The 21,522-nt window shown below is 40.5% G+C and carries 17 protein-coding genes and 1 pseudogene; 11 read left to right on the forward strand and 7 right to left on the reverse strand.

Annotated elements, in window-relative coordinates; all coding sequences use genetic code 11:
• Window positions 1-6: 6 nt before the first annotated feature.
• The 5 genes from K8L98_RS02975 to K8L98_RS02995 are packed head-to-tail and all read left to right on the forward strand — an operon-like array spanning window position 7 to window position 5,626.
• Window positions 7-1,764, forward strand: coding sequence for a putative 2-aminoethylphosphonate ABC transporter permease subunit (locus K8L98_RS02975; protein WP_223443098.1), 1,758 nt, complete (start codon window positions 7-9; stop codon window positions 1,762-1,764).
• Window positions 1,765-2,562 (forward strand): phosphonoacetaldehyde hydrolase, encoded by a 798-nt coding sequence (phnX, locus tag K8L98_RS02980; RefSeq protein WP_223439563.1) that lies wholly within the window; start codon window positions 1,765-1,767, stop codon window positions 2,560-2,562. It begins immediately after the preceding gene.
• Window positions 2,555-3,667 (forward strand): 2-aminoethylphosphonate--pyruvate transaminase, encoded by a 1,113-nt coding sequence (phnW, locus tag K8L98_RS02985; protein ID WP_223439566.1) that lies wholly within the window; start codon window positions 2,555-2,557, stop codon window positions 3,665-3,667. The genes phnX and phnW overlap by 8 nt, the downstream gene beginning before the upstream one ends.
• Complete coding sequence (locus tag K8L98_RS02990; protein ID WP_223439568.1) at window positions 3,664-4,842, forward strand: saccharopine dehydrogenase family protein; 1,179 nt, start codon at window positions 3,664-3,666, stop codon at window positions 4,840-4,842. The genes phnW and K8L98_RS02990 overlap by 4 nt, the downstream gene beginning before the upstream one ends.
• A 16-nt stretch (window positions 4,843-4,858) precedes the next feature.
• Window positions 4,859-5,626 (forward strand): DeoR/GlpR family DNA-binding transcription regulator, encoded by a 768-nt coding sequence (locus tag K8L98_RS02995; protein WP_223439571.1) that lies wholly within the window; start codon window positions 4,859-4,861, stop codon window positions 5,624-5,626.
• Window positions 5,627-5,673: 47 nt separating this feature from the next.
• Here the strand turns inward: K8L98_RS02995 and K8L98_RS03000 are convergent.
• Window positions 5,674-6,422, reverse strand: a pseudogene (locus tag K8L98_RS03000) (zinc-binding dehydrogenase).
• A 91-nt stretch (window positions 6,423-6,513) separates the two neighbouring features.
• On the opposite strand from K8L98_RS03000, the gene K8L98_RS03005 reads away from it, so the two are divergent.
• From K8L98_RS03005 to K8L98_RS03015, 3 genes are all read left to right on the forward strand, one after another.
• Window positions 6,514-6,975: a GNAT family N-acetyltransferase gene (locus K8L98_RS03005; protein WP_223439573.1), complete on the forward strand. Its 462-nt coding sequence runs from the start codon at window positions 6,514-6,516 to the stop codon at window positions 6,973-6,975.
• A complete protein-coding gene (locus K8L98_RS03010; RefSeq protein ID WP_223439575.1) occupies window positions 6,972-7,682 on the forward strand; it encodes a 5-formyltetrahydrofolate cyclo-ligase in 711 nt (236 codons plus the stop codon). The genes K8L98_RS03005 and K8L98_RS03010 overlap by 4 nt, the downstream gene beginning before the upstream one ends.
• Window positions 7,683-7,775: 93 nt before the next feature.
• Window positions 7,776-9,107: an amino acid permease gene (locus tag K8L98_RS03015; RefSeq protein ID WP_223439577.1), complete on the forward strand. Its 1,332-nt coding sequence runs from the start codon at window positions 7,776-7,778 to the stop codon at window positions 9,105-9,107.
• A 167-nt stretch (window positions 9,108-9,274) separates the two neighbouring features.
• Here the strand turns inward: K8L98_RS03015 and K8L98_RS03020 are convergent, their stop codons facing one another.
• The 4 genes from K8L98_RS03020 to K8L98_RS03035 form a co-directional block, all read right to left on the reverse strand.
• Window positions 9,275-9,886 carry a DedA family protein gene (locus K8L98_RS03020; protein WP_223439579.1) on the reverse strand — a complete coding sequence of 204 codons (612 nt, stop codon included), beginning with the start codon at window positions 9,884-9,886 and terminating at the stop codon, window positions 9,275-9,277.
• Between the two features lie 83 nt (window positions 9,887-9,969).
• On the reverse strand, window positions 9,970-10,782 hold the full coding sequence (locus K8L98_RS03025) for a YihY/virulence factor BrkB family protein (protein ID WP_223439581.1): 813 nt from the start codon (window positions 10,780-10,782) through the stop codon (window positions 9,970-9,972).
• A gap of 119 nt (window positions 10,783-10,901) precedes the next feature.
• On the reverse strand, window positions 10,902-11,687 hold the full coding sequence (locus tag K8L98_RS03030) for an endonuclease/exonuclease/phosphatase family protein (protein WP_223439583.1): 786 nt from the start codon (window positions 11,685-11,687) through the stop codon (window positions 10,902-10,904).
• Window positions 11,688-11,689: 2 nt separating this feature from the next.
• Entirely contained in the window at window positions 11,690-13,330 is a 1,641-nt protein-coding gene (locus K8L98_RS03035) for a PTS transporter subunit IIBC (RefSeq protein ID WP_223439585.1), read from the reverse strand.
• Between the two features lie 436 nt (window positions 13,331-13,766).
• Here K8L98_RS03035 and K8L98_RS03040 point away from each other — a divergent pair, with 436 nt between their 5' ends.
• Window positions 13,767-14,834 carry a nitric oxide synthase oxygenase gene (locus K8L98_RS03040; protein ID WP_223443100.1) on the forward strand — a complete coding sequence of 356 codons (1,068 nt, stop codon included), beginning with the start codon at window positions 13,767-13,769 and terminating at the stop codon, window positions 14,832-14,834.
• Between the two features lie 243 nt (window positions 14,835-15,077).
• On the opposite strand, the gene K8L98_RS03045 is transcribed toward K8L98_RS03040, so the two are convergent.
• Both K8L98_RS03045 and K8L98_RS03050 read right to left on the reverse strand, forming a co-directional pair.
• Window positions 15,078-16,499, reverse strand: coding sequence for an aldehyde dehydrogenase family protein (locus K8L98_RS03045; RefSeq protein ID WP_223439587.1), 1,422 nt, complete (start codon window positions 16,497-16,499; stop codon window positions 15,078-15,080).
• Window positions 16,500-16,546: 47 nt separating this feature from the next.
• Window positions 16,547-17,896, reverse strand: a complete 1,350-nt coding sequence (locus K8L98_RS03050) for an aminotransferase family protein (RefSeq protein WP_223439589.1) — start codon at window positions 17,894-17,896, stop codon at window positions 16,547-16,549.
• A 238-nt stretch (window positions 17,897-18,134) separates the two neighbouring features.
• Between K8L98_RS03050 and K8L98_RS03055 the strand changes: the two genes are divergently transcribed.
• Window positions 18,135-19,517 carry a sigma-54 interaction domain-containing protein gene (locus tag K8L98_RS03055; RefSeq protein ID WP_223443105.1) on the forward strand — a complete coding sequence of 461 codons (1,383 nt, stop codon included), beginning with the start codon at window positions 18,135-18,137 and terminating at the stop codon, window positions 19,515-19,517.
• Between the two features lie 312 nt (window positions 19,518-19,829).
• The gene (locus K8L98_RS03060) at window positions 19,830-21,281 is read left to right on the forward strand and encodes a sigma-54 interaction domain-containing protein (RefSeq protein WP_223439591.1); all 1,452 of its coding nucleotides are present in this window, start codon (window positions 19,830-19,832) and stop codon (window positions 21,279-21,281) included.
• Window positions 21,282-21,522 lie beyond the last annotated feature (241 nt).

Below are 21,522 nucleotides of genomic sequence, written 5' to 3' on the forward strand. Positions count from 1 at the left end.
ATGGAGATGCGTATTGCAACCGCACATTCAAAACTTTCATCGAAAAAACGTAAACAGCAAAAAGCAGGATTAAATGAATGGCTGCAGCGTTTGCTCTTGATCTTCTCGCTTTTAGCTGTTGCTGCAGTATTAGTGCTCCCATTACTGATGTTGTTTGTACAAGCATTCATTGACAGTGAAGGTATTTTTATTGGCCTGCAGAATTTTGTCAGTTATTTTCAGTCGGAAATTCTTGTTCAATCCTTGCAAAATACTCTCTTTGTTTCAAGCATTACTACAATCCTGGCAGTGAGCCTGGCATTTGTATATGCATTTGCAATCGCCCGGACAAACATTTATGGAAAAACGATCTTTCGCTATTCTGCTTTGCTTCCGTTATTTGCCCCTACGATGATGCACGGAATTGCCTTGATGTATCTTTTTGGTAATCAAGGCTTAATTACAAATGGATTTTTTGAAACGATTCCTGGGTTTAAGATCGATTTGTATGGTCCAATCGGGATCATTATGGCTGAAACAATTTACACCTTTCCACAGGCATTCCTGATTTTAATGGTTGCTTTATCAGGTGCCGATCAGCGTCTATATGAAGCAGCTGACTCTATGGGCGCAAGCGGAATAAAAAAGTTTTTCACGATTACGCTTCCATCAGCGAAGTACGGCTTAATCAGTTCCATTTTTGTTGTGTTTACTCTGAGTTTTACAGATTACGGGGCACCTAAAATAGTAGGCGGCCAATATAACGTTCTTGCGACAGATGTCTATAAGCAGGTCATTGGCCAGCAAAACATGGGGATGGGAGCCACGGTCGGCATAATTCTCATGCTTCCGGCGATACTCGCATTTGCAGCTGACCAGCTATCACAGCGGAAACAACAAGGTGCTGCCAGTTCAAAAGCAGTTCCTTATCAAATAAAACACAATCCTTTAAGAGATCGTTTAGCATTTCTTTATTGCTCTGGCATATCATTAGCCGTTTTAATCCTGTTTTTAGCTGTTTTCATTGCTGCCAGCGTGAAAATCTGGCCCTATAATATGACGTTTACTTTAGAGCATTTTGCCTTTGACAGCTTTACTGGCGATGGCTTAACGGCTTATAAAAATAGTTTGCTGGCAGCGATCCTGACTGCTGTCTTTGGAACGATTTTCACGTTCATTTTTGCTTATATGATTGAAAAATTCAGAGGCATGATTGGATTAAGGAAATTGAGTACCTTTTTGTCTCTTATTCCACTCGCAGTTCCTGGTCTTGTTATTGGTCTCGGGTACATCTTTTTTTTCAGTAAACAAAATCTATCAATCTTTGGATATACGATAGCAAATCCGTTTCATTTTCTATACGGAACCATAGCTATCATTGTCATTGTAAATATCGTTCATTTTTATTCCGTTTCGTTTATTACCGCAACAACGGCATTGAAAAAACTGGACAAAGAATTTGAGCTCGTGTCAGAGTCTATGGGCGTTCCATTTTATAAAACCTTCATGAAGGTGACGGTTCCAATGTGTCTGCCGGCTATTCTTGAAGTAGCGATGTATTATTTTGTGAATGCCATGGTGACAGTTTCAGCGGTCATTTTCTTATATACAGCTGATTTTAAACTTGCCGCAGTATCAATCGTAGGTATGGATGATGCCGGGAATTTAGCATCAGCAGCTGCCATGAGCATCTTGATTGTTGCGACGAACATTTTTGTCAGGGTTTGCTATGAACTGACTGTAAAATGGATGAAAAATCGAAAAGCATTGAAGGAGGAACTATAAATGGGGAAAATTGAAGGAATAATCTTGGATTGGGCTGGAACAACGATTGATTATGGATGCTTTGCACCGCTCCAAGTGTTTATAGAAGTTTTTGAGAATCGGGATGTGAGCATTACAGCAGAAGAAGCACGCAAACCGATGGGATTATTGAAAATTGATCATATTCGCGCACTTTGCGAAATGCCGCGCATTAAAGAAGAATGGGTGAATGTTCATGGACAGGAGCCTTCTGATCAGGATATTGAATCGATGTATGATGAATTTGAAAAGATTTTATTTGCCATTCTTCCGCAGTTTACGACACCCCTTCCTGGTGTGGCAGGAACGATACAAAAGCTACGCGGACAAGGTTTGAAAATTGGATCTACCACTGGCTACACAAAAGAAATGATGAAAATTGTGGCACCTCATGCAAAGGAAAAAGGATATTATCCCGATTATCTTTTCACTCCTGATGATGTAAAAGAAGGCCGTCCTTATCCCTGGATGTCATACATGAATGCTATGGAAATGGGCATTTATCCAATGAACAAGCTTGTAAAAGTCGGTGATACCGTTTCAGATATGAAAGAAGGCATCAACGCTGGCATGTGGGCAGTAGGAGTTATTCTTGGCAGCAATGAGCTTGGACTGACTGAAGATGAAGTGAGCACACTTGGTCAAGAAGAACTAAAGGAAAAAATGGATGCAGTCAGAGAGCGTTTCTATGACGCTGGTGCTCATTATGTAATCAATAAATTTGAAGAACTGATTCCTTTATTGAAAGAAATTGAAGAGGGGAAGACAATACATGAATAATCCATACTTGCTGTTAACGCCAGGGCCATTATCAACTTCAAAGACAGTCCGCGAGTCGATGCTGAAAGACTGGTGCACGTGGGACAAGGATTATAATGCGATCGTACAGGATATTAGAAATCGATTAACAGCTCTTGCAGCTCCCGGTTCAGAAGAATACACAGCTGTTCTCATGCAGGGGAGCGGAACATTCTCCGTTGAGTCTGTCATTTCAAGCGTAATCCCAAAAGAAAAGGGGAAGCTTCTCGTTGCATGCAACGGGGCATATGGCGAACGAATTGCAGAAATGGCGGATATCCTTGAAATTCCGACGATCATTAAAAGAACAGATGAGCAGTCTGTTTTAGATATCGAATCCATTCAAGAAATACTTGAATCCCACAAAGATCTTACGCACCTTGCAGTCGTGCATTGCGAAACTACAACCGGGATGCTTAATCCAATTGAAGATATTTGCCGTCTTGCAAAGAAGCATGGATTAATCACAATTGTTGATGCCATGAGCAGTTTTGGCGGAATTCCGATTGACGTCTCAGCCTTGAAAATCGATTATATGATCAGCAGCGCCAATAAATGTATTCAAGGTGTTCCGGGTTTTGGATTTATCATTGCTAAAAAAGAAGAGCTTGCTAAATGCAAAGGCAATGCGAGATCTCTGTCTCTTGATTTATATGATCAATTTGAAACGATGGAGAAGCATGAAGGAAAATGGAGATTTACATCCCCAACACATGTTGTCAGAGCTTTCTTTCAGGCCCTGAATGAGCTTGAAGAAGAGGGCGGTGTTTTGGCAAGGTATGAACGCTATAAGGAGAATCAGCGGCGTCTTGTCGATGGCATGCAGAAAATGGGTTTTGCTGCATTGCTGAATCATGAAAACCAATCTCCGATTATTACGGCATTCATGTATCCTAAAGACACTTCATTTACATTTGCCGGGTTTTATGAAGCATTAAAACAAAAAGGATTTGTGATCTATCCTGGGAAAATATCTAAATTGGATACCTTCAGAATCGGAAATATCGGCGAGGTTTATCCGAATGATATAGATCAATTATTAGCTGCAATTAAAGAGACATCATCAGAGGAGGCTGTGAAACTATGAAAGTATTTTGCTTAGGCGGAGCAGGGAAAATTTGCAGAGAAGCGATTTTAGATTTAGTGGAGCATTCGAAATTTGAAAAAATCACAGTAGCAGATTTCAATGAAGAAGAAGGCAAGAAGGTTGTAGAGTGGCTGAATGATCCGCGAGTCGATTTTGTAAAAGTGAACGTGTTTGATCATGAGGATACAGTCTCCAAAATGCGGGGCTATGATATTGTAATGGACGGCACCACGATAACGCTGAACGGAAAATCAACGGCTTGCATCGCCGAAGCGGGCTGTCATGGCATTAATTTAAACGGCTTTGGCGAAGAGGATTCTCAGCACGAATTATTTCAGATAAATGAAAAAACGTGTCTTCCCGGTTTTGGCATGACGCCCGGCCTGACCCAAATGATGGCCATGCATGCTGCAAATCAGCTTGAGACAATAGAGTCTGTAAGAGTCAGCCACGGTTCATTCCGTCCTATTGCGTTTTCTCGCTCGATTGCAGAAACAACTTCCTATGAGTATGATCCGAATCTCCCATCACGGGTCGTCTTTGAGAACGGTGAGTTCATACAGGTGCCTCCATTTGCGAGACCAATGGAAATTGAGCTTCCGCAGCCATATGGAAAAGGTGTGCAGTATATTATTCCGCACTCAGAAACGAAAACATTGGCTCAAGCTTTAAAGCACAAAGGAGTTCAGTTAATTGAAGTCAGAGGAACTTGGCCGCAGCAAAATATGCAGCTTGTTCGGGCATTATATGATTATGGTATTCTGCGGAATGATAAATTTGTCATAAACGGTACAGAAATAGGGATAATGGATTGTATCTCAGAGTACTTATATCAATCAAAAGAAGGCACAGAAACAGAGCAATATGGTTATGCCCTTCATATACAGGTCATTGGAACGGCAAATGGCGAAAGAGTTGAGCATATTCTAACCCATACGCATCCTTCTTCAGATGGCACGGTTCAAGGCTGGGAAGGATTGAGAGCCTACACTCGCAACGTAGCGATTCCTTTTGCAATCGCAGCAGAGCTGATTGCAAAAGGTGAGGTTGAGAAAAAAGGAATCGTAATACCAGAGGATGCTTTTACCGATCCTGTACAAATATTTAATCAGTTAGAAAAACGTGGTATATTTATCCATGAAGAAATCAATAAATTGGATGAAAATAATATTTAATATAGGAGTCTGAGGAATGTCTTTATTAGCAGAGGAAAGAAAAAGAGTCATTGCGGAGCTAATAGAAAAACAAGGTAAAGTGAAGGTCAACGATCTTGCTAAGGATTTTGACGTATCAACTGAAACCATCAGGCGTTACTTAGAAGAGCTTGAAAGTGAAAAAAAACTTAAAAAAGTGTATGGAGGCGCCGTAAAAGTTTCTGATGAAAAGGAAGAACCAGCACTTTTTGAACGGGAAATCATTAGAATTGAAGAAAAGCAGTGCATCGCACAGAAGGCTGTGTCTTCCATTAATAAAAACGACGTCATATTCATTGATGAAGGAAGTACAACTTTGCAGATGGTCAGGCCATTATGTGATTGTCCAAATGTGACCGTCATTACAAACTCCTTTCCAGTCGCATCGCTCTTGATCTCATACGCCAATAAGAATTTATTTGATGGAGAGGTTATATTTATCGGCGGAAGCGTAAGAAGCAAGCACTATCGGTCTTCGGGAGCTCTGGCAGAGCAAATGGCAAAAGAATTTTACGTGAATAAAGCCTTTATCTCGATAGACGGCATTTCCGCTGAAGAAGGCATTACTTGCTATGATCTTGAAAAGGCGGTTTTATCAAAGATACTCATCCAAAATGCAAAGGAAGTCTATGTTTTAGCCGATCACTCAAAAATTGGCTCACGCGCCAACTATAAAATGGTGCCTATAGAAAAAGTGGACAAAATTATTTCTAATGCCGATAAACCAGCAGACTGGGATATTTTGTGCGATTGGATACAATGCTGAAAAAGTCGACCGATTATGGTCGACTTTTCGTTATAGGAAGGAATATTTTACAAAGTCGGCTCAGCAATCTTTACAGGCTGCTTTCCTATATTCGTTCCTTCAAACAAGCCAAGGAATGCCTGTGGAATGTTGTCAAAGCCGTCAACGATCGTCTCTTCATATTTCAGCTTGCCTTCCTGCAGCCAGCCTGCAAGCTGTCTTGCGCCATTGCTGAAGCGGGAAGAGAAGTCTCCGACTACAAATCCCTGCATAAGGACACTTGATTTGATCAGCGTTGTTTCAATGCGCGGACCTAAGTCAGCACCTTCTGAATTATAAGTTGAAATTGCACCGCATACCGGAACTCGCGCGAACTTATTCAGCTGTTTATGGACAGCATCTGAAATTTCTCCGCCAACATTGTCAAAATAGACATCCACGCCATTCTGAGCATGCTTCCGCAAGTGCTTTTTCTACATCTTCTGTTTTATAATTAATAGCAGCATCAAATCCAAGTTCATCAATCAAATCCCTACCTGAAACAACGGCTGTTGCGCCTTCTCGATATCCCCTTGTTTTAATTTACTGCCTTTTGAATCAACAACTTCACCAACAACTCCGCCTGAAATTGGGTCATTCAGCTGAAAAGGTGCGACATAGGATTTCCCTTCATTCATGTGGCCTCTCATATAGGGGGCAACAGATAAATACAGAGTGCGAATAAGGACTTGACCTTCCTCAGTGGTGTGCACAGGCGGTCTGTTGGTTTTCCTGTTGGACGATCTGCAAACAATATTTGTTTTTGTGAATACGTCATTTAATTCATCCTCCTGATAGTGTTTTTATTACCGCAACACTGATAAAAGAGTCTTTTAACATGTTCTAATGAAAAGGAAAGGGGGAATAAATTGATTACAATAAAACGATTGGATTCAGCAGATTCGGAAGGGATTTCAAAGCTTGTTGAGGAAAGTAAAGAAGATGGATTTCGTTTTTTGGAAAGACTCGTTACTGAGTATCAATCCGGAGAAAATACGTTTCAAAAGCCAGGGGAAATGCTGGTGGGTGCATATCATGATGAAACTCTGATTGGTATCGGGGGCATAAATCAGGATCCATATTCACAGCATGAAAAGGCAGGGCGGATAAGGAGGTTCTATGTTTCAAAAGAACATAGAAGGCAAGGTGTCGGCGAACTTCTATTAAGTGCTCTATTAACGGCAGCTGATGATTTCTTCGATTTCGCTGTGCTAAGAACAGATACTAAGGAAGCGTCCCTCTTTTATATACAGGCGGGATTTATAGAAGATAATCTTTTTGAAAACTCAACACATTATTTAGATTTGACGCGAAAGGGGGAAAATCAATGAAAACGAAAGACGAAATTCGACAGGATAAGTGGGACAGGCTTGAGAAAGAGAAGCTTGGAGGATTTCCGTTTCCTTTGAAAAATAGAATTCCGAATTTTAAGGGAGCAGCGGCGGCAGCAGAATATGCAGCACAGCTTGAGGTATACAAGAACGCTGATGTGATAAAGATTAATCCCGATGCGCCACAGCTTCCCCTTCGTGCCCGTGTCATAAAAGACGGAAAAACACTTCTCGTTCCGACTCCTAGGTTAAAAGCAGGTTTTATTATGCTGAAAAGAGAATGGGTTCCTGAAGGAGAAGAGCGCCGGGCTGTGAGCTTGAAGAATATTAGAGAATATGGAAAAGAAATTCCGTTATCCGGCCTGCCGAGAGTTGACTTAATTGTGGCCGGATCTGTGGCAGTTCATAAAGACGGAAGAAGAATCGGCAAAGGAGAAGGGTATTCGGATCGGGAGTATGCCATTTTGAGAGAGCTTGGGAATCCTCATGTTCCAGTCATATCAACGATCCACAGCATCCAAGTGACGGATGAGGAGTTTGAGGTGGATACATATGATTTGCCTGTGGATTATATCGTAACAGAGCTTGGTGTGATGGAAACGAACACACCATACAGGAAGCCGGACGGCATTCATTGGGATAGGGTAACAGAAGAAGAAAAACTGGAGATGCCGGTTTTAAATGAGATTTGGGAGCTGACGAAATAAACCTAAATTTCAGGAAGTTTTCACGTTTCTGCTTTTTTGTTAAGATAACTTGTACCACAAAAGAGCATAGAACATGAGTAAGGAGAGACGAGCATGAGTTCAAATAATGAAGAATTAGCAAGAGGACTGAAATCAAGGCATGTGACTATGATTGCCCTTGGCGGAGCGATCGGAGCAGGCATTTTTCAGGGCAGCAGTTCATCCATTGAGCTTGCGGGACCTGGCGTTATTTTATCTTATTTATTAGCGGGCATTATTTTATATTTTGTCATGCAGGCTATGGCTGAAATGGCTGTTCAGCAGCCTGAAGCGAAAACTTTGAGAGATTTGATTCAGACGATTCTCGGACCATATGCCGGATTCTTTGCAGGGTGGATTTATTTCATCAGCTGGATGCTTGTTATGGCAGCAGAAATGGCAGCTGCAGCCGGGTTTTTGAAATATTGGTTTCCAGATACACCGCTATGGCTGCTGTCGCTGCTTGTTTCTGTATTAATCACAGTTATTAACTTGTTTGCGGTTAATATATTTGGAGAGACAGAGTACTGGCTTTCTGCGTTAAAGGTATCCGTTTTGACCCTGTTTATTTTACTTGGAGGCGTTCTGATTTTTGCAGGCTTTAATGGAGAAAGTGCAGCCGGGTTTGGAAATCTTACCGCGCATGGCGGCTTTCTTCCGTTTGGCATATCAGGCATTGCCGCTTCTATGCTTGTTGTTATGTTTTCATTTGGCGGAACTGAAATGATCGGTATGACGCTTGGAGAAACAGAAAATCCCGAAAAGGTTATACCAAAAGCAGCACGCAGCGTTATTATCCGAATATTAGTCTTTTATGTCCTTCCGATACTTGTCATTGTCAGTCTGATGCCATGGAATGAGGTTGGCAAGCAAAGCCCGTTTGTAACAGTATTCGATACACTTGGCATTCCTTATGTAGGAGGCTTTATGAATTTTGTCCTGCTGACTGCTGTGATATCTGCGGCAAACACTGGGATGTATGCTGCATCCCGTCTCCTGTATACACAGGCTTTGGACGGAAACGCACCGAAATTTTTCTCGAAGTTATCTTCTAAGCGTGTTCCTGTCAGAGCGCTGCTTGCAAGTACTTCATTCTTATATGTCGGAGTAATCATTGCGGTATTTGCTGAAGGCGAAACGTTTGGCTATCTGATGGTGGTGCCTGGGTATGCGATTTTAACGATCTGGATTATGCTTACGATTGCTCATTTGAAAAGCAGAAAACCAGGAGTTGCATTAAAAGGTTTTTTTGTAAAAAGCTATCCATATACATCATGGTTTTCACTAATTGCATTACTTGCGATTCTAGTTGGGATATTAATGACTTCACCGCCTATTGGTACGTTTATCACACTGGCGATATGCATCATTTTGTCGCTGATATACATGATTGGTGCAAAAAAATAATCCAAGGGGATTCCCCTTGGATTTTTTTTAGAGATAAAAAAGTATAGAACTTTGCGCATTTTTGTCTAGTTTCATCGCCAGAACAAGTCCTGCAAAAAAAAGCCCGGACTTTTTTGCAGGATTTGTTCTGGCATGCCTGAGCTAAACGGACGCTTCCGCTCGTCCTATTATACCTTTTGACTAGAGGAACTGGCTGAATCAGAACAATCCTTCTTCTTGTAGACAAAACGGTAGAGAAGGAATAGGACAAGCGCCAATCCGGCAGCAATTATCATATAAGTCTGCATATCAGACATGAATGCAGTAATCGATTTTAGGCTGCCAATTTGTCCAAGCCAGAGCATGGTGATATTTAGAGGGAATACCCCTAAAAATGTAAGGCCGGCAAATGGCAAAGCCTTCACTTTTGACAGTCCTGAAACGTAAGAAATATAATTGCCGATTCCTAAGGGCCGTGCAATGGCAATGCTCCAAAGACCGCATTTATTAAACCAGCGCTGCGTTTTTTCAAATGTTTTTTTCTTTTTTGTCAGCTTCTTTTTCATTTTATGCTCTAATTTATATCCAATCCAATAAGGAATAAAACTGAATACCGTGTAAACTGCACTGCCTAAAAGGGCAATCCAGATTAATTGGAGAATCGATAAATCCAATAAATAGCCATACGCAAGGGTTATAAGTGAACCTGGAAAAGGCAGGGATGAAGCTTCAATTGCAAGACCCGCCATCAGACCCCATATTCCAAACTCCCGCAATAGATTTATGATGAAATCTAACATGAGATCTCCTTTCTCCTTTTTCGTCTTCTTACCGTGAAAATACCCTCTGTCATATATATCAAAACTGGTACATTCAGGAGAAATCAGTCAGGACAGTATTTTTTCTTTCTCCGGCAGACGCGCATCGCATTTATTTCACCGCCAAGCAAAATGGAGAAGGCTGTGAAATACAGCCAAATCAGTAAAATAATGATGCCTCCCAAACTTCCATAAGCAGCATTAAATGCTTTGAAATTATCAACGTAAAAAGAAAACCCATATGAGCTTATAATCCATAGCGTTGTGGCTAAAAGAGAACCGAAATAGATATCAAAAAATTCAAGCTTTTCATTTGGCGCAAAATAATAAAGGGCGAGCAAAACCAGGTTAATCATGAAAAATGAAAGAAACCACCTGGCCTGATTCAATAGCGGATGAATATTTTCAAGAAAGGGCGCATACCGAGTCGCACTGTAGATGATAACTCTCCCAAATACAGGCAGAAGCAGGGCAATTGTAATGATAATGATAAGGCCCGCTGCCAACAGCAAGGCATCAATGCGGACTTTAATGAAAGGACGGGTTTCTTTAATTTCCAGTGCCCGGTTAAATGCCCGAATCAAAATATGTGTTGCGTTACTTGCAGACCAGAGCGCTGCGATCAGGCCGAATGCGAGAATGTAGCTATTTGTTTCCCCAAACAGACTTTTGATCTGTTCTGTAAGCAGTTCAGCTGTTTCAGAAGGAACGTAGTGATTAATCCATGTTAATAATGGAGAAACATCGAGCGAAAAATATGGAAACATGGCAATTAAAAAAATAAGCAGCGGAAAAAGGGAAAGTAAAAAATAATAGGCAATAACGGCTGATAAGTCGTTTAATTCGTGCTGGTGAATTCTTCTTAGCAAATCTTTCATAGTCGGCCTCCCTATAACCTTTTTAATTTCCCCGTGAGATATGAAGGATAAACACAAAAAGAAGAAGAAAAGATGACAAAATAAAAAAAGCTGCTTCTTTATAAAGAAGCAGCCTTCATTTACATGCTAATCTCTGTCTCAACACCATAATGATCTGAAACGACAGGTTTATGTTCACCGTTGAAAATAACTTTGGATGACAGAACTTTAACCTCATCACTTGATAAAATCAAATCAATGCGCAAATCCTGTTTATTTTCGTCCCAGCCGGCAATTTTGCCTTTAACGGTTATGCCTGAATCCTTTTCTTCAGCAAGTTTATAGGTATCATATAAACCGTTTGACAGGAGGTAGTCATAACCTTCATCTCTTATATCAGCGCTGTTATTGAAGTCACCCATTAAAAAGTAGGGATGGGATCGGTCAAGCTTTTGAAGAAGAGAATCCATCTGGAATTTGCATGGCTCCTCTTCATCATGCCACCAGCCAAGATGACATGAGTAAAAGGAGAGTAATCGCTCATTGTATTGAATCGTGGCACAAACGATAGAGCGGGCTTTCCAGGTATTCCGACCTTCGGTAACGAAGAAGATTTCTTTATTGGTTATAGGATGCTTGGATAAAATGGCCAAGCCTTCCTCGTATCCAGGATATCCCATGTGAGCAAAGCCCCAAACGAGGTGATAATCAGTTACTCCAAGCTGTTTCAGCTCATCGAGAAGTACTAACGCATAATTGTTCTTTTTTAACTGATCATAAACGATGGGCCCATCTTCAAGCTGGCTGACTTCCTGAAGGGCAATGACATCATATGATTTTTCCTGGATTGTGTTTGCCAGTGTTTTGATTTTCTCCATCTGGTTTTCTTCTTGCCAAGAGTGACAATTAAGTGTTAATAATTTCATGGTTAAGCTCCTAACGTATCTTGAATATCAGATTTTAAAACATCTGCTTTCGGTCCGTAGATTGCTTGTACACCTTTGTCTTTAATAATTAAACCAAGAGCGCCGTTCTCTTTCCATTGCGCCTCGCCTGCAACCTTGCCTGAATCTTTTACAGTAACACGAAGGCGTGTCATACATGCATCTACATCTTCTATATTAGCAGATCCGCCAAGTAAAGTAATGATAGCAGAAGCCTGTGAATCGCTGTTTACTGCACCAGTGCCTTTAGCAGCAGGCTCTTCAGAATCGATGTAGTTTCCATTGCGGCCCGGAGTAGGGAAGTTAAATCGTTTGATCATGAAGTTAGCGATTCCGAAGTTAAGACCAAAGAATACTAAACATGCAAGAACAAAGTTCACAATATCCATCCATAATCCGGCTTTAATGATCATTGGAGTACGGGTTAATAACTCAATGAAACCAAATGAGTGAACACGGATGTCGATGATATCTACGATCGCAAATGCAAGCCCTGTTGTAATAGCGTATACAACATACAGTACAGGAGCAGCGAACATGAACATGAATTCGATTGGTTCTGTTACACCAGTTAAAAATACTGCAAGACCTGCAGATAAGAACATTGATTTATATTTCGTGCGTTTTTCTTTATCAACATTGCGGTACATCGCATAAGCAATACCGATCAGTGAAGCTGTAGAAAGAATCATTTGTCCAACTTTAAAACGGGCTGGAGTCACTTCATTTAACAACTGATTGTAGCTTGCAGTATCTCCTGCTGCAAGGAAGTTATTTAAGTCGGCAATCCATGCAAGCCATAAAGGATCTTGACCGGATACTGTTGAACCAGCGCTTCCGCCAGTTAAGATTTCGTATGTTCCGCCAAGAGACGTATAATTCATCGGCACTGTCAGCATGTGATGAAGGCCGAAAGGAAGAAGCAGACGCTCAAGTGCGCCAAATATAAATGGTGCAACAATTGGTGCCGTGTTGCGTGAAGTGGCAATCCATTGACCGAAGTCATTTAAAAGTCCTTGAATAAATGGCCAAACTAGAGATAATACGATAGCGGTTACAACAGATCCGCCGATAACTGCGAAAGGCACAAAGCGCTTGCCGTTAAAGAATGAAAGCGATTCTGGAAGCTTATTGTAATTGTAATATTTGTTGAACAGGTTTGCACCAAGGAAACCTGCGATAATCCCCACGAATACACCCATGTTTAATGCCGGAGCACCTAATACAGATGTGAAGTAATCCTTAACAATTAATTCTTGTCCGAATAAAGAATTTACAGTCGCTTCAGGGTCTGCAAGCATAGCAGAATTAACTCCGAAGATCGCTCCTGTAATACGGTTAATAAGAATGAAGGCGATTAATGCAGCGAATGCTCCGCCGGCGCGTTCCTTAGCCCAGGAACCCCCAATTGCAACTGCAAACAGGATGTGGAGATTGGTAATAATTCCCCAGCCGATGTCTTCCATTACACGTGCAATCGTTTGCACGAGCGTGATGTCTCCGCCTGACATGGCGATTAACTTGCCAAGTGAGATCATAATACCGGCTGCTGGCATAACTGCTACAACAACCATCAAGGCTTTTCCGAATTTTTGCCAGAAATCAAACGATAATAAGTTCTTCATCTTTTGCCCTTCTTTCCGTTATTAAATATAAATAGTGTAAACGAATTCATTATTAGGAAGAATTGCTTACTTATTTTTTCATATAATGTTGTGCAAATATGAGTGCAACTACGTGCAATCGCTTGCATAAACCTATTTTAAATAAAGGGCTTTCATAATGCAACAAAAAAATGATAAGTTTTTCATATTTTTATAGAATATCTTTTTTCTAAAGTGAAATTCCTCCTGAGAGATATGAATTAGGCGAGAATCCTTCATGTTATATTTTCCGTATAGAAAAGTTCATCAAAGTTTTGCTTGCAATAAAAGTATGCTTGAATAGGGATGATATACTGTAAGGATATCGGAAGGAATTTTTTTTTGAAAAACTTACGTAGTTCTTACTATATAAGCTTGGTTTATTTAGGAGGTTATCGTGGCTGCACAACTTGAATATATGATAGAGGCAGAAAAATTTATCAGACAATGTTATCAGGAGCTGGGCAAAACGGAAGAAGAAACCGTTGCCCGTCTTTTGCAAATCAAATCTCTGCTGGGTAAAGAGGGTCAGTATCATTTAACGTTTGAAGAACTTGAGCACGGAGCTAAACTGGCGTGGAGAAACAGCAATAAGTGCATTGGCCGCTTATTCTGGAACACGCTAAGAGTTGTGGATGCAAGAGACCTTGTGGCGGAAGAAGAAATTAGGGACGCACTGTTTTCGCATATTGAATATGCAACCAACAATGGCAAAATCCGTCCGCTGATTACGATTTTTAAGCCTGTTGAGGATGGGACCGAACCTGTCCGAATCTGGAATCACCAGCTGCTGAGATATGCGGGCTATGAAACGGATTCAGGCATTGTCGGCGATCCAGGGTCCATCGCATTTACAAAGAAATGTGAAGAGCTTGGATGGGCGGGAGGGGGAACGGACTATGATCTGCTTCCGCTTGTCATACAGGCAGGAAATCGGGAGCCGGTGTGGTATGAAATCCCTTCTGAAATTGTGTTTGAAATTCCAATCACGCATCCTCAATTCCCGGAGTTCTGCGAGCTGAATTCCAAATGGTACGCTGTTCCGATTATATCCGACATGAGCCTTGAGATAGGCGGGATAACGTTTCCTGCAGCACCGTTCAATGGCTGGTATATGGGAACGGAAATCGGGGCAAGGAATTTAGCTGACGAGGGAAGATATAACATGCTTCCAAAAGTGGCTTCAATTATGGGAATGGATACCTCCTCCAATGCGACGCTTTGGAAAGACAGAGCACTTGTTGAACTGAATGTTGCTGTATTGCATTCTTTCAAAGAAGCAGGAGCAAGCATTGTAGATCATCATACCGCTGCCCAGCAATTTAAACGCTTTGAGCACAACGAAGCGGCAGTGGGACGGGATGTAACTGGAGATTGGACATGGCTGATTCCTCCGGTTTCACCTGCTGTGACTCATATTTTTCATAAACAGTATGAAAATAAAATCGTAAAGCCGAATTATTTTTATCAGGATCGTGCTTATTAGGACAAGCTTATTTATAGGCTTGTTTTTTTAATTTCAATGCTTTGTTCTAATGGATATACCAGCTAAAAGCTTGACAGTATTATTCTGTCTCTTCTATATTGTGTACTCTTCTTATCTAATTAAAGGTCCCTTTTTTATTGAAAAAGCATCTGCCTTTCACCCAAGCAGATGCTCCATTTATGTGTTTCTTCTATTTAGAATTGATTTTGCGTTTCATAATTAATTTTTATAAGGAAAAAGGTATTAATTTTGATTAAAAATAACTAATTTTTGTTCCGTCATTTCCTCAATGGCGTACTTTACACCTTCCCGTCCAATCCCGCTTTCTTTTACACCCCCATAGGGCATATGGTCCAGACGGAATGTAGGGATATCATTTACTATAACGCCTCCAACGTGCAGCTTTTGCGAAGCCATTAATGCCGTACGGATGTTCTCTGTGTAAATACCCGCTTGCAAGCCGTAGCGAGAATCATTGACAAGCTCTATAGCTTGATCAACTGTTGAGAATTTATTGATCAATACGATAGGGGCAAACACTTCTTGGCAAGACACTTTTTGGGACGGATCCACTTCCAATAAAACAGTGGGATGCAAAATATTCCCTTCCGATTTACCTCCTGTGGCCACTATTGCCCCTTTCTGCTTCGCTTCCTCAATCCATTCGAGGGATCGTTCTATGTCTCTGGGACTTATTAATGCAGAAACATCTGTCATCGGATCAAGAGGATCTCCTAGTTTTAGCTTTTGAGTCGCTGCAACGAATTTTTCTACAAATGTTTCATATAGTTCTTCATGAACATAAACCCGCTGAACGGAAATACAGACTTGTCCTTGAAATGCAAATGCTCCCGATACACAACGTGAAATGATTTTGTCAATATCAACGCCTTTGTCAATAATGACCGCCGCATTAGAACCCAGTTCAAGGGTGACCTTTTTTAATCCGGCTTTATTCCGAATGCCAATGCCTACGGAGGGGCTTCCTGTAAAAGATATCTTTTGAATTCTTTCATCTGTCACAAGCTTTTCCCCTATTAATCTCCCGCTTCCTGTTACCACATTGAATGCTCCTGCCGGCAACCCGGCTTCCTGGAGTAACTCAGCAAGAAATAATGAGGACAATGGTGTTTGTGCAGCCGGTTTTAAAACAACAGAATTGCCTGAAGCAAGTGCAGGTCCAACTTTATGTGCTACTAGGTTCATAGGAAAGTTAAAGGGTGTAATAGCCGCAATGACTCCTATTGGCTCCCGGACAGTATAGGCAACTCTTCCTTCTCCTCCTGGAGCAGCATCAACCGGTATCGTTTCTCCATGTATCCGTTTTGCTTCTTCAGCAGAAAATTTATATGTTTGAATCGTGCGATCAACTTCCCCTTTTGCAGTAGTTAGTGGTTTAGCTGCCTCCAGAGCAATTATTTCTGCCGCTTCATCTGATCGTTGTTCTAATAGAGCTGCAAGATTCTCTAAAATCCTTGCACGCTGGTGACTTGGCATAACTGCCATTGTTTTTCTGGCTTCATAAGCGGCAGTCAACGCCATTTCTACTTCTGTAAGAGTTGCTGCAGGAACTTCTGCAATCACCTCTCCACTGTAAGGAGATAATAAAGGACTATAGCTTTCTGCATGTACCCACTCACCGTTAATAAATAAGTTTTTTTTCATAATAAATCTCCTCGCCTTGCATATTTGTGTATGAATCATTTTTTTGTTTACTTGGCTGCACAGTTTTCTGAAGCAAGATCTGCTTCGATAACAGAGATAGAATGGTTTAGAATCTCAATCATTTTCTTGATTTCATCTTTATTAATCGTTAACGGCGGTGCAAATACTACTATATCTTGATCATCCAAGACGACGGATCTGCAAATAAGGCCTTGTTTTGCAGCTTCTAAAACAATTGCTGGAGACATAGGGGCAGCGAAACGTTCTTTTGTATTTAAATCTTTGACAATTTCAATACCTGCCATTAATCCAAGTCCTTTTACTTTACCGACTATTTTTCGCTCTTGCTTGATTCGGTAAAGTCCATTTAGCAGTTCCTGTCCCATTGCTTCAGCATTTTCTATTAAATGTTCCTGTTCAATAATCTCCAAATTTTTCAATGCAACCGCACAAGCCATCGGATGCCCGCTATACGTGTAACCATGCAGCAAAGTGCCCGTTGAGAGCTCCGTTAATTCCTGATGGATCTTTTCTGATATCATGACCCCTCCAAGCTGAGCATACCCGCTTGTGACACCTTTTGCAAAGCACATCATATCAGGTGCAACACCGTAATGATCCATTCCAAAGTACGTTCCTGTTCGGCCAAATCCAGTTATCACTTCATCTGTAATAAATAAAACTCCATACTCATCGCAAATTTCACGTACTTCCTTAAAATAATTTTCCGGAGCTACGTGAATGCCCCCTGCTCCTTGTACAGGTTCTGCAATAAAAGCCGCAATCGTTTCAGGACCTTCTGCTGCAATTAATTCACGTAAAGATTGAGAAGAAAAGTTGTCTGCGTACAGAAAATCAGGAGCCAGTGAGTTTGTGAAATCCCGAAAAGCTTTCAGCCCAGTAGCACTTGTTGCCCCCATTGAGACCCCGTGATAGGATTTTGTTCTTGAAATGATCTTTTTTCTTCCTGGCTGCCCTTTTAGAATCCAGTAATGGCGTGCAAGTTTATAAGCTGTATCATTCGCCTCCGAACCGCCAGAAGTGAAGAAAGTTGCGCTTAAATCTCCAGGAGCTATTTGTGCAAGTTTTGCGGCCAATCGAATGGCAGGTTCGTTGCTATAGGTGGCAAAACAGGAACTGAAACCCAGTTTTGACATCTGCTCCATCGCCGTTTTGCCTAATTCCACACGTCCATGCCCTACGTTTACATTCCAGAGAGATGACATACCATCAATGACTTTTTTTCCTGTTGCATCTTGAAGATAGACTCCCTTTCCTTCTGTAAAAATAAAAGCAGGCCCCTGTTCTTGCTGCTGTTTAACTGGGGATGTTGGATGGATAAAATGTTTTTTATCTAACTCTCTTAATTCCTGGATTGAGTTTTCAGTATGTGTCATCATGAACACCCTTTCATTTTGAAAAAATAAATATGATCTTACCTATTTATTATGCAAGATTCGTGCCAACTATTTTTCCTGGAGAGAAGGCTGTTTTTTAGTTTGATTGATTTAAAATTAAATCAAATATGTGGTTTTTGATTTAATTATTGATTATTTTCTCTTTTTTGATTTATATTTTAATCAACATCTATAGACATTAAAGGAGGGGACCGTATTGGAAGATGGAATACTGGAGATGGAATTAAATAAAATTATCGAAACATCGAATAATAACATTACAATTACTGATGAAAAAGGAATTATTTTACGATCTAATCGAGAACATTGGGCAATTTACGATATGCAGCCTGATACATACATCGGTACATCGGTTTATCAATTAGAAAAAGAAGGGCTGCTTTCACCTTCCATCAATGCAATCGTTTTAAAGGAAAAAAAATTCACTCGTATTATGCAGCATACAAGAACAGGCCGAGTTGTCATGTCAACTGGCTATCCACTTTTCAATAAGGAAGGCCACCTGGTTAGAGTGATCAGCTATAGTCAGGATCAAACCGAAATATGGAAATTGCAGGAGCAATACGAGGAATTACAACGCAAGGTAAAGGGCTATCAGACAGAAGTCGAGGATTTAAGGGAAAAGGAACTTGGTCATCATTCTTTTATTGCTAGAAGTAATCAAACTCAGCAGATTTTAAAAACGATTCAAAATGTCGCTAAAACCGATGCCACGATTCTTTTTTTAGGACCATCTGGGGTAGGGAAAAGTACGTTTGCACGCGCTCTTCATAATCAAAGCAATAGAATTAAAGAGCCATTTATAGAGGTGAATTGCAGCACAATCCCAGAAAGTTTGTTTGAATCAGAGATATTTGGATATGAACCAGGATCCTTTACAGGGGGGAACAAACAAGGCAGGCAGGGACTGATTGAACAAGCTGACAGCGGTACTCTTTTTTTAGATGAAATCGGGGAACTCCCCCTTGCCCTGCAAGCAAAATTATTGAAAGTGCTGCAAGAGAAAAAGATAAAGCGCATCGGCGGAAAAAAAGAAAGACTTATTAACTTCCGGCTGATCGCAGCAACAAATCAGGATTTGGAGAAGATGGTAAATGAGGGGAAGTTTAGATTAGATTTGTATTACCGTTTAAATGTGATCCCCATTCAAATTCCTTCATTACTTGAGCGTAAAGAAGATATACCAATCTTAATTCAGCATTACTTGCAGAAAACCAATGATAAATACCAGACATTAAAAAAATTACATCCCTCGACTTATGAAGTATTGACTCATTATGAATGGCCTGGAAATATACGGGAATTAGAAAATTTAATTGAACGGTTAATTCTGACCATTGATGAACCCGCTATCTATCCCAAACACCTTCCCCTCGCCATCACAGGGGCAGTGGAACAGAATGAAGATTCCTCTTCCTTCTCAATTGAACAGGAATTAAACGGAAAACAAGATCTTAAAAAGACGTTGGAAAAGATTGAAATACAATTGATTGCCAAAGCATATAAACAATGTAAAACGACATATGAAATGGCAGATTATTTGGGAATTAGTCAGCCGTCAGTCATCTATAAATTAAAGAAATACAAGGAACATCTTTGAATCATCAGAAAGAATCTCTGAAACCATATAAAAGAAATTTATCAGCTGATGAGGCTAATCCGTCATCCGCTAAACTAAACAATGGGCGGTCATTCCGAAAGCCGTTTTTTTCACCAATCAGCATCATTGGCCGGGAGTCGAATCCCTTACAGGCCATAGCAAAAGCACTTGATATTTTCTGAGTGCTTTTTTGTTCTATCATCTTTGAAAATGGAATTTTCAGATTTACATAGTTAAAGAGATAAATAGTTCAAATCCAAATGCTATAATTTACAGGTAATACTATCAATTACATAGAGCGGAGATGAAGAAATGAAATCTTTAGCAAATCAGTTTTCCACTCACTTTGAATGGATATTGAATGTGATTAATGTTGGTGTCCATATCGTTAATAAGGATGGAGATACCGTATTCTACAATGAAATGATGGCTCATATCGATGGGCTGAATCGTGAACAGGTGTTAGGAAAAAATATCTTTCAGCTGTACCCATCATTAACTGATGAATCCAGTACGCTTTATTTGGCATTGGAAAAAGGCATAGAAACGAATGAGTCTATTCAAACCTATGTCAATTTAAAGGGGGAAAAAATAACTTCTATTAATAGTACGTATTCTCTATACGAGGAAGGTAAAGTTATTGGAGCAGTGGAAATCGCCAAGGATATTACTAAGGTCATGAGCATGTACGATCAAATTGTGGATTTGCGTTCTCAGCTGGCCGAAACCCACAAGAAAAGCAAGTTCTTTGCAGGTACAGCCACTTATCATTTTAGTGATTTAATTGGGGACAGCCCTGCGTTTCAAGAAGCTATTTCTTTGGCGAAAAAAGCGGCCCGTACACATTCTCCAGTCATGATTTATGGACCTACAGGAACAGGGAAAGAACTAATTGCTCAAAGTATACATAATGTAAGTGCTCGGCGAAATCAGCCATTCATTGCACAGAATTGTGCTGCTGTTCCAAAGGAATTAATGGAGGGACTGCTGTTTGGTACAACGAAAGGGGCATTTACGGGAGCTGTGGACCGTATGGGTATTTTTGAACAGGCAAATGACGGTACCCTGTTTCTTGATGAACTGAATAGCCTAGACCTTGGACTGCAGGCAAAATTGCTGCGGGTTTTACAAGAAGGGGAAATACGCCGTGTTGGTGGATCGAAGGACCAGAAAATTAATGTGAAAATCATTGCTGCGATGAATATTTCTCCAGATGAGGCGTTAGAGCGGGAAATTATTCGCTCAGATTTATTTTTCCGTCTAAATGTTGTGACAATCCAAATGCCATCTCTCCTGGAACGCAAAGCAGATATTCCTGAAATCGCAAATCACTTTATTCACAAATTCAATCGATCATTCGTTTCGGACGTACAAGGGATCAGCCGAAAAGCTATGCAACGGCTGCTTCAATATCCATGGCCGGGAAACATTCGGGAATTGGGTCATGCTATAGAGTTAGCTTTTAACGTCATGGACGCGGGGGAAAAAACAATCGATGAACATCATCTTCCTGCTTATTTATTCCCATCAGGAAAGTATTCCGCATCAAATACGCAGAACCATCATCCTCCATTAATAAATGAGATTGATTTACCTGTCGTGCTGGAGGAAATAGAAAGGGATATGATTATAAATATGTTTGAGAAATGCAACGGGAATATAAGCAAAACAGCTGAGGCACTCAATATAAAGAGACAGGGTTTACAGTATAAGCTAAACAAATACGGGATTGAGAAAGTATTTACCGGAAGAACAAAAAAATAAAAATAATCAAGATAATTTTGGAAACGCTTCCAGTCGGATGAGGCAAAAGTAAAATTGTAATAATTGCCTTAGAAAGGACCTGCTCTTTTGTGCTGTATCATTTGGCGTAACTTTTTAGCAGAAGGCATTAATAAATTTAACTTGGAGCAAATTAATTGGCTGCAAAACATCATGCGTAACGCAAAATATCTTGCGTTTTTAAAAAGAAAGAGGGCATACAGCCCTCTTTTTTCTATGTTTT

The sequence above is a fragment of the Metabacillus dongyingensis genome (assembly GCF_019933155.2).
GTDB classification, from domain to species: Bacteria; Bacillota; Bacilli; order Bacillales; family Bacillaceae; genus Bacillus_P; species Bacillus_P dongyingensis.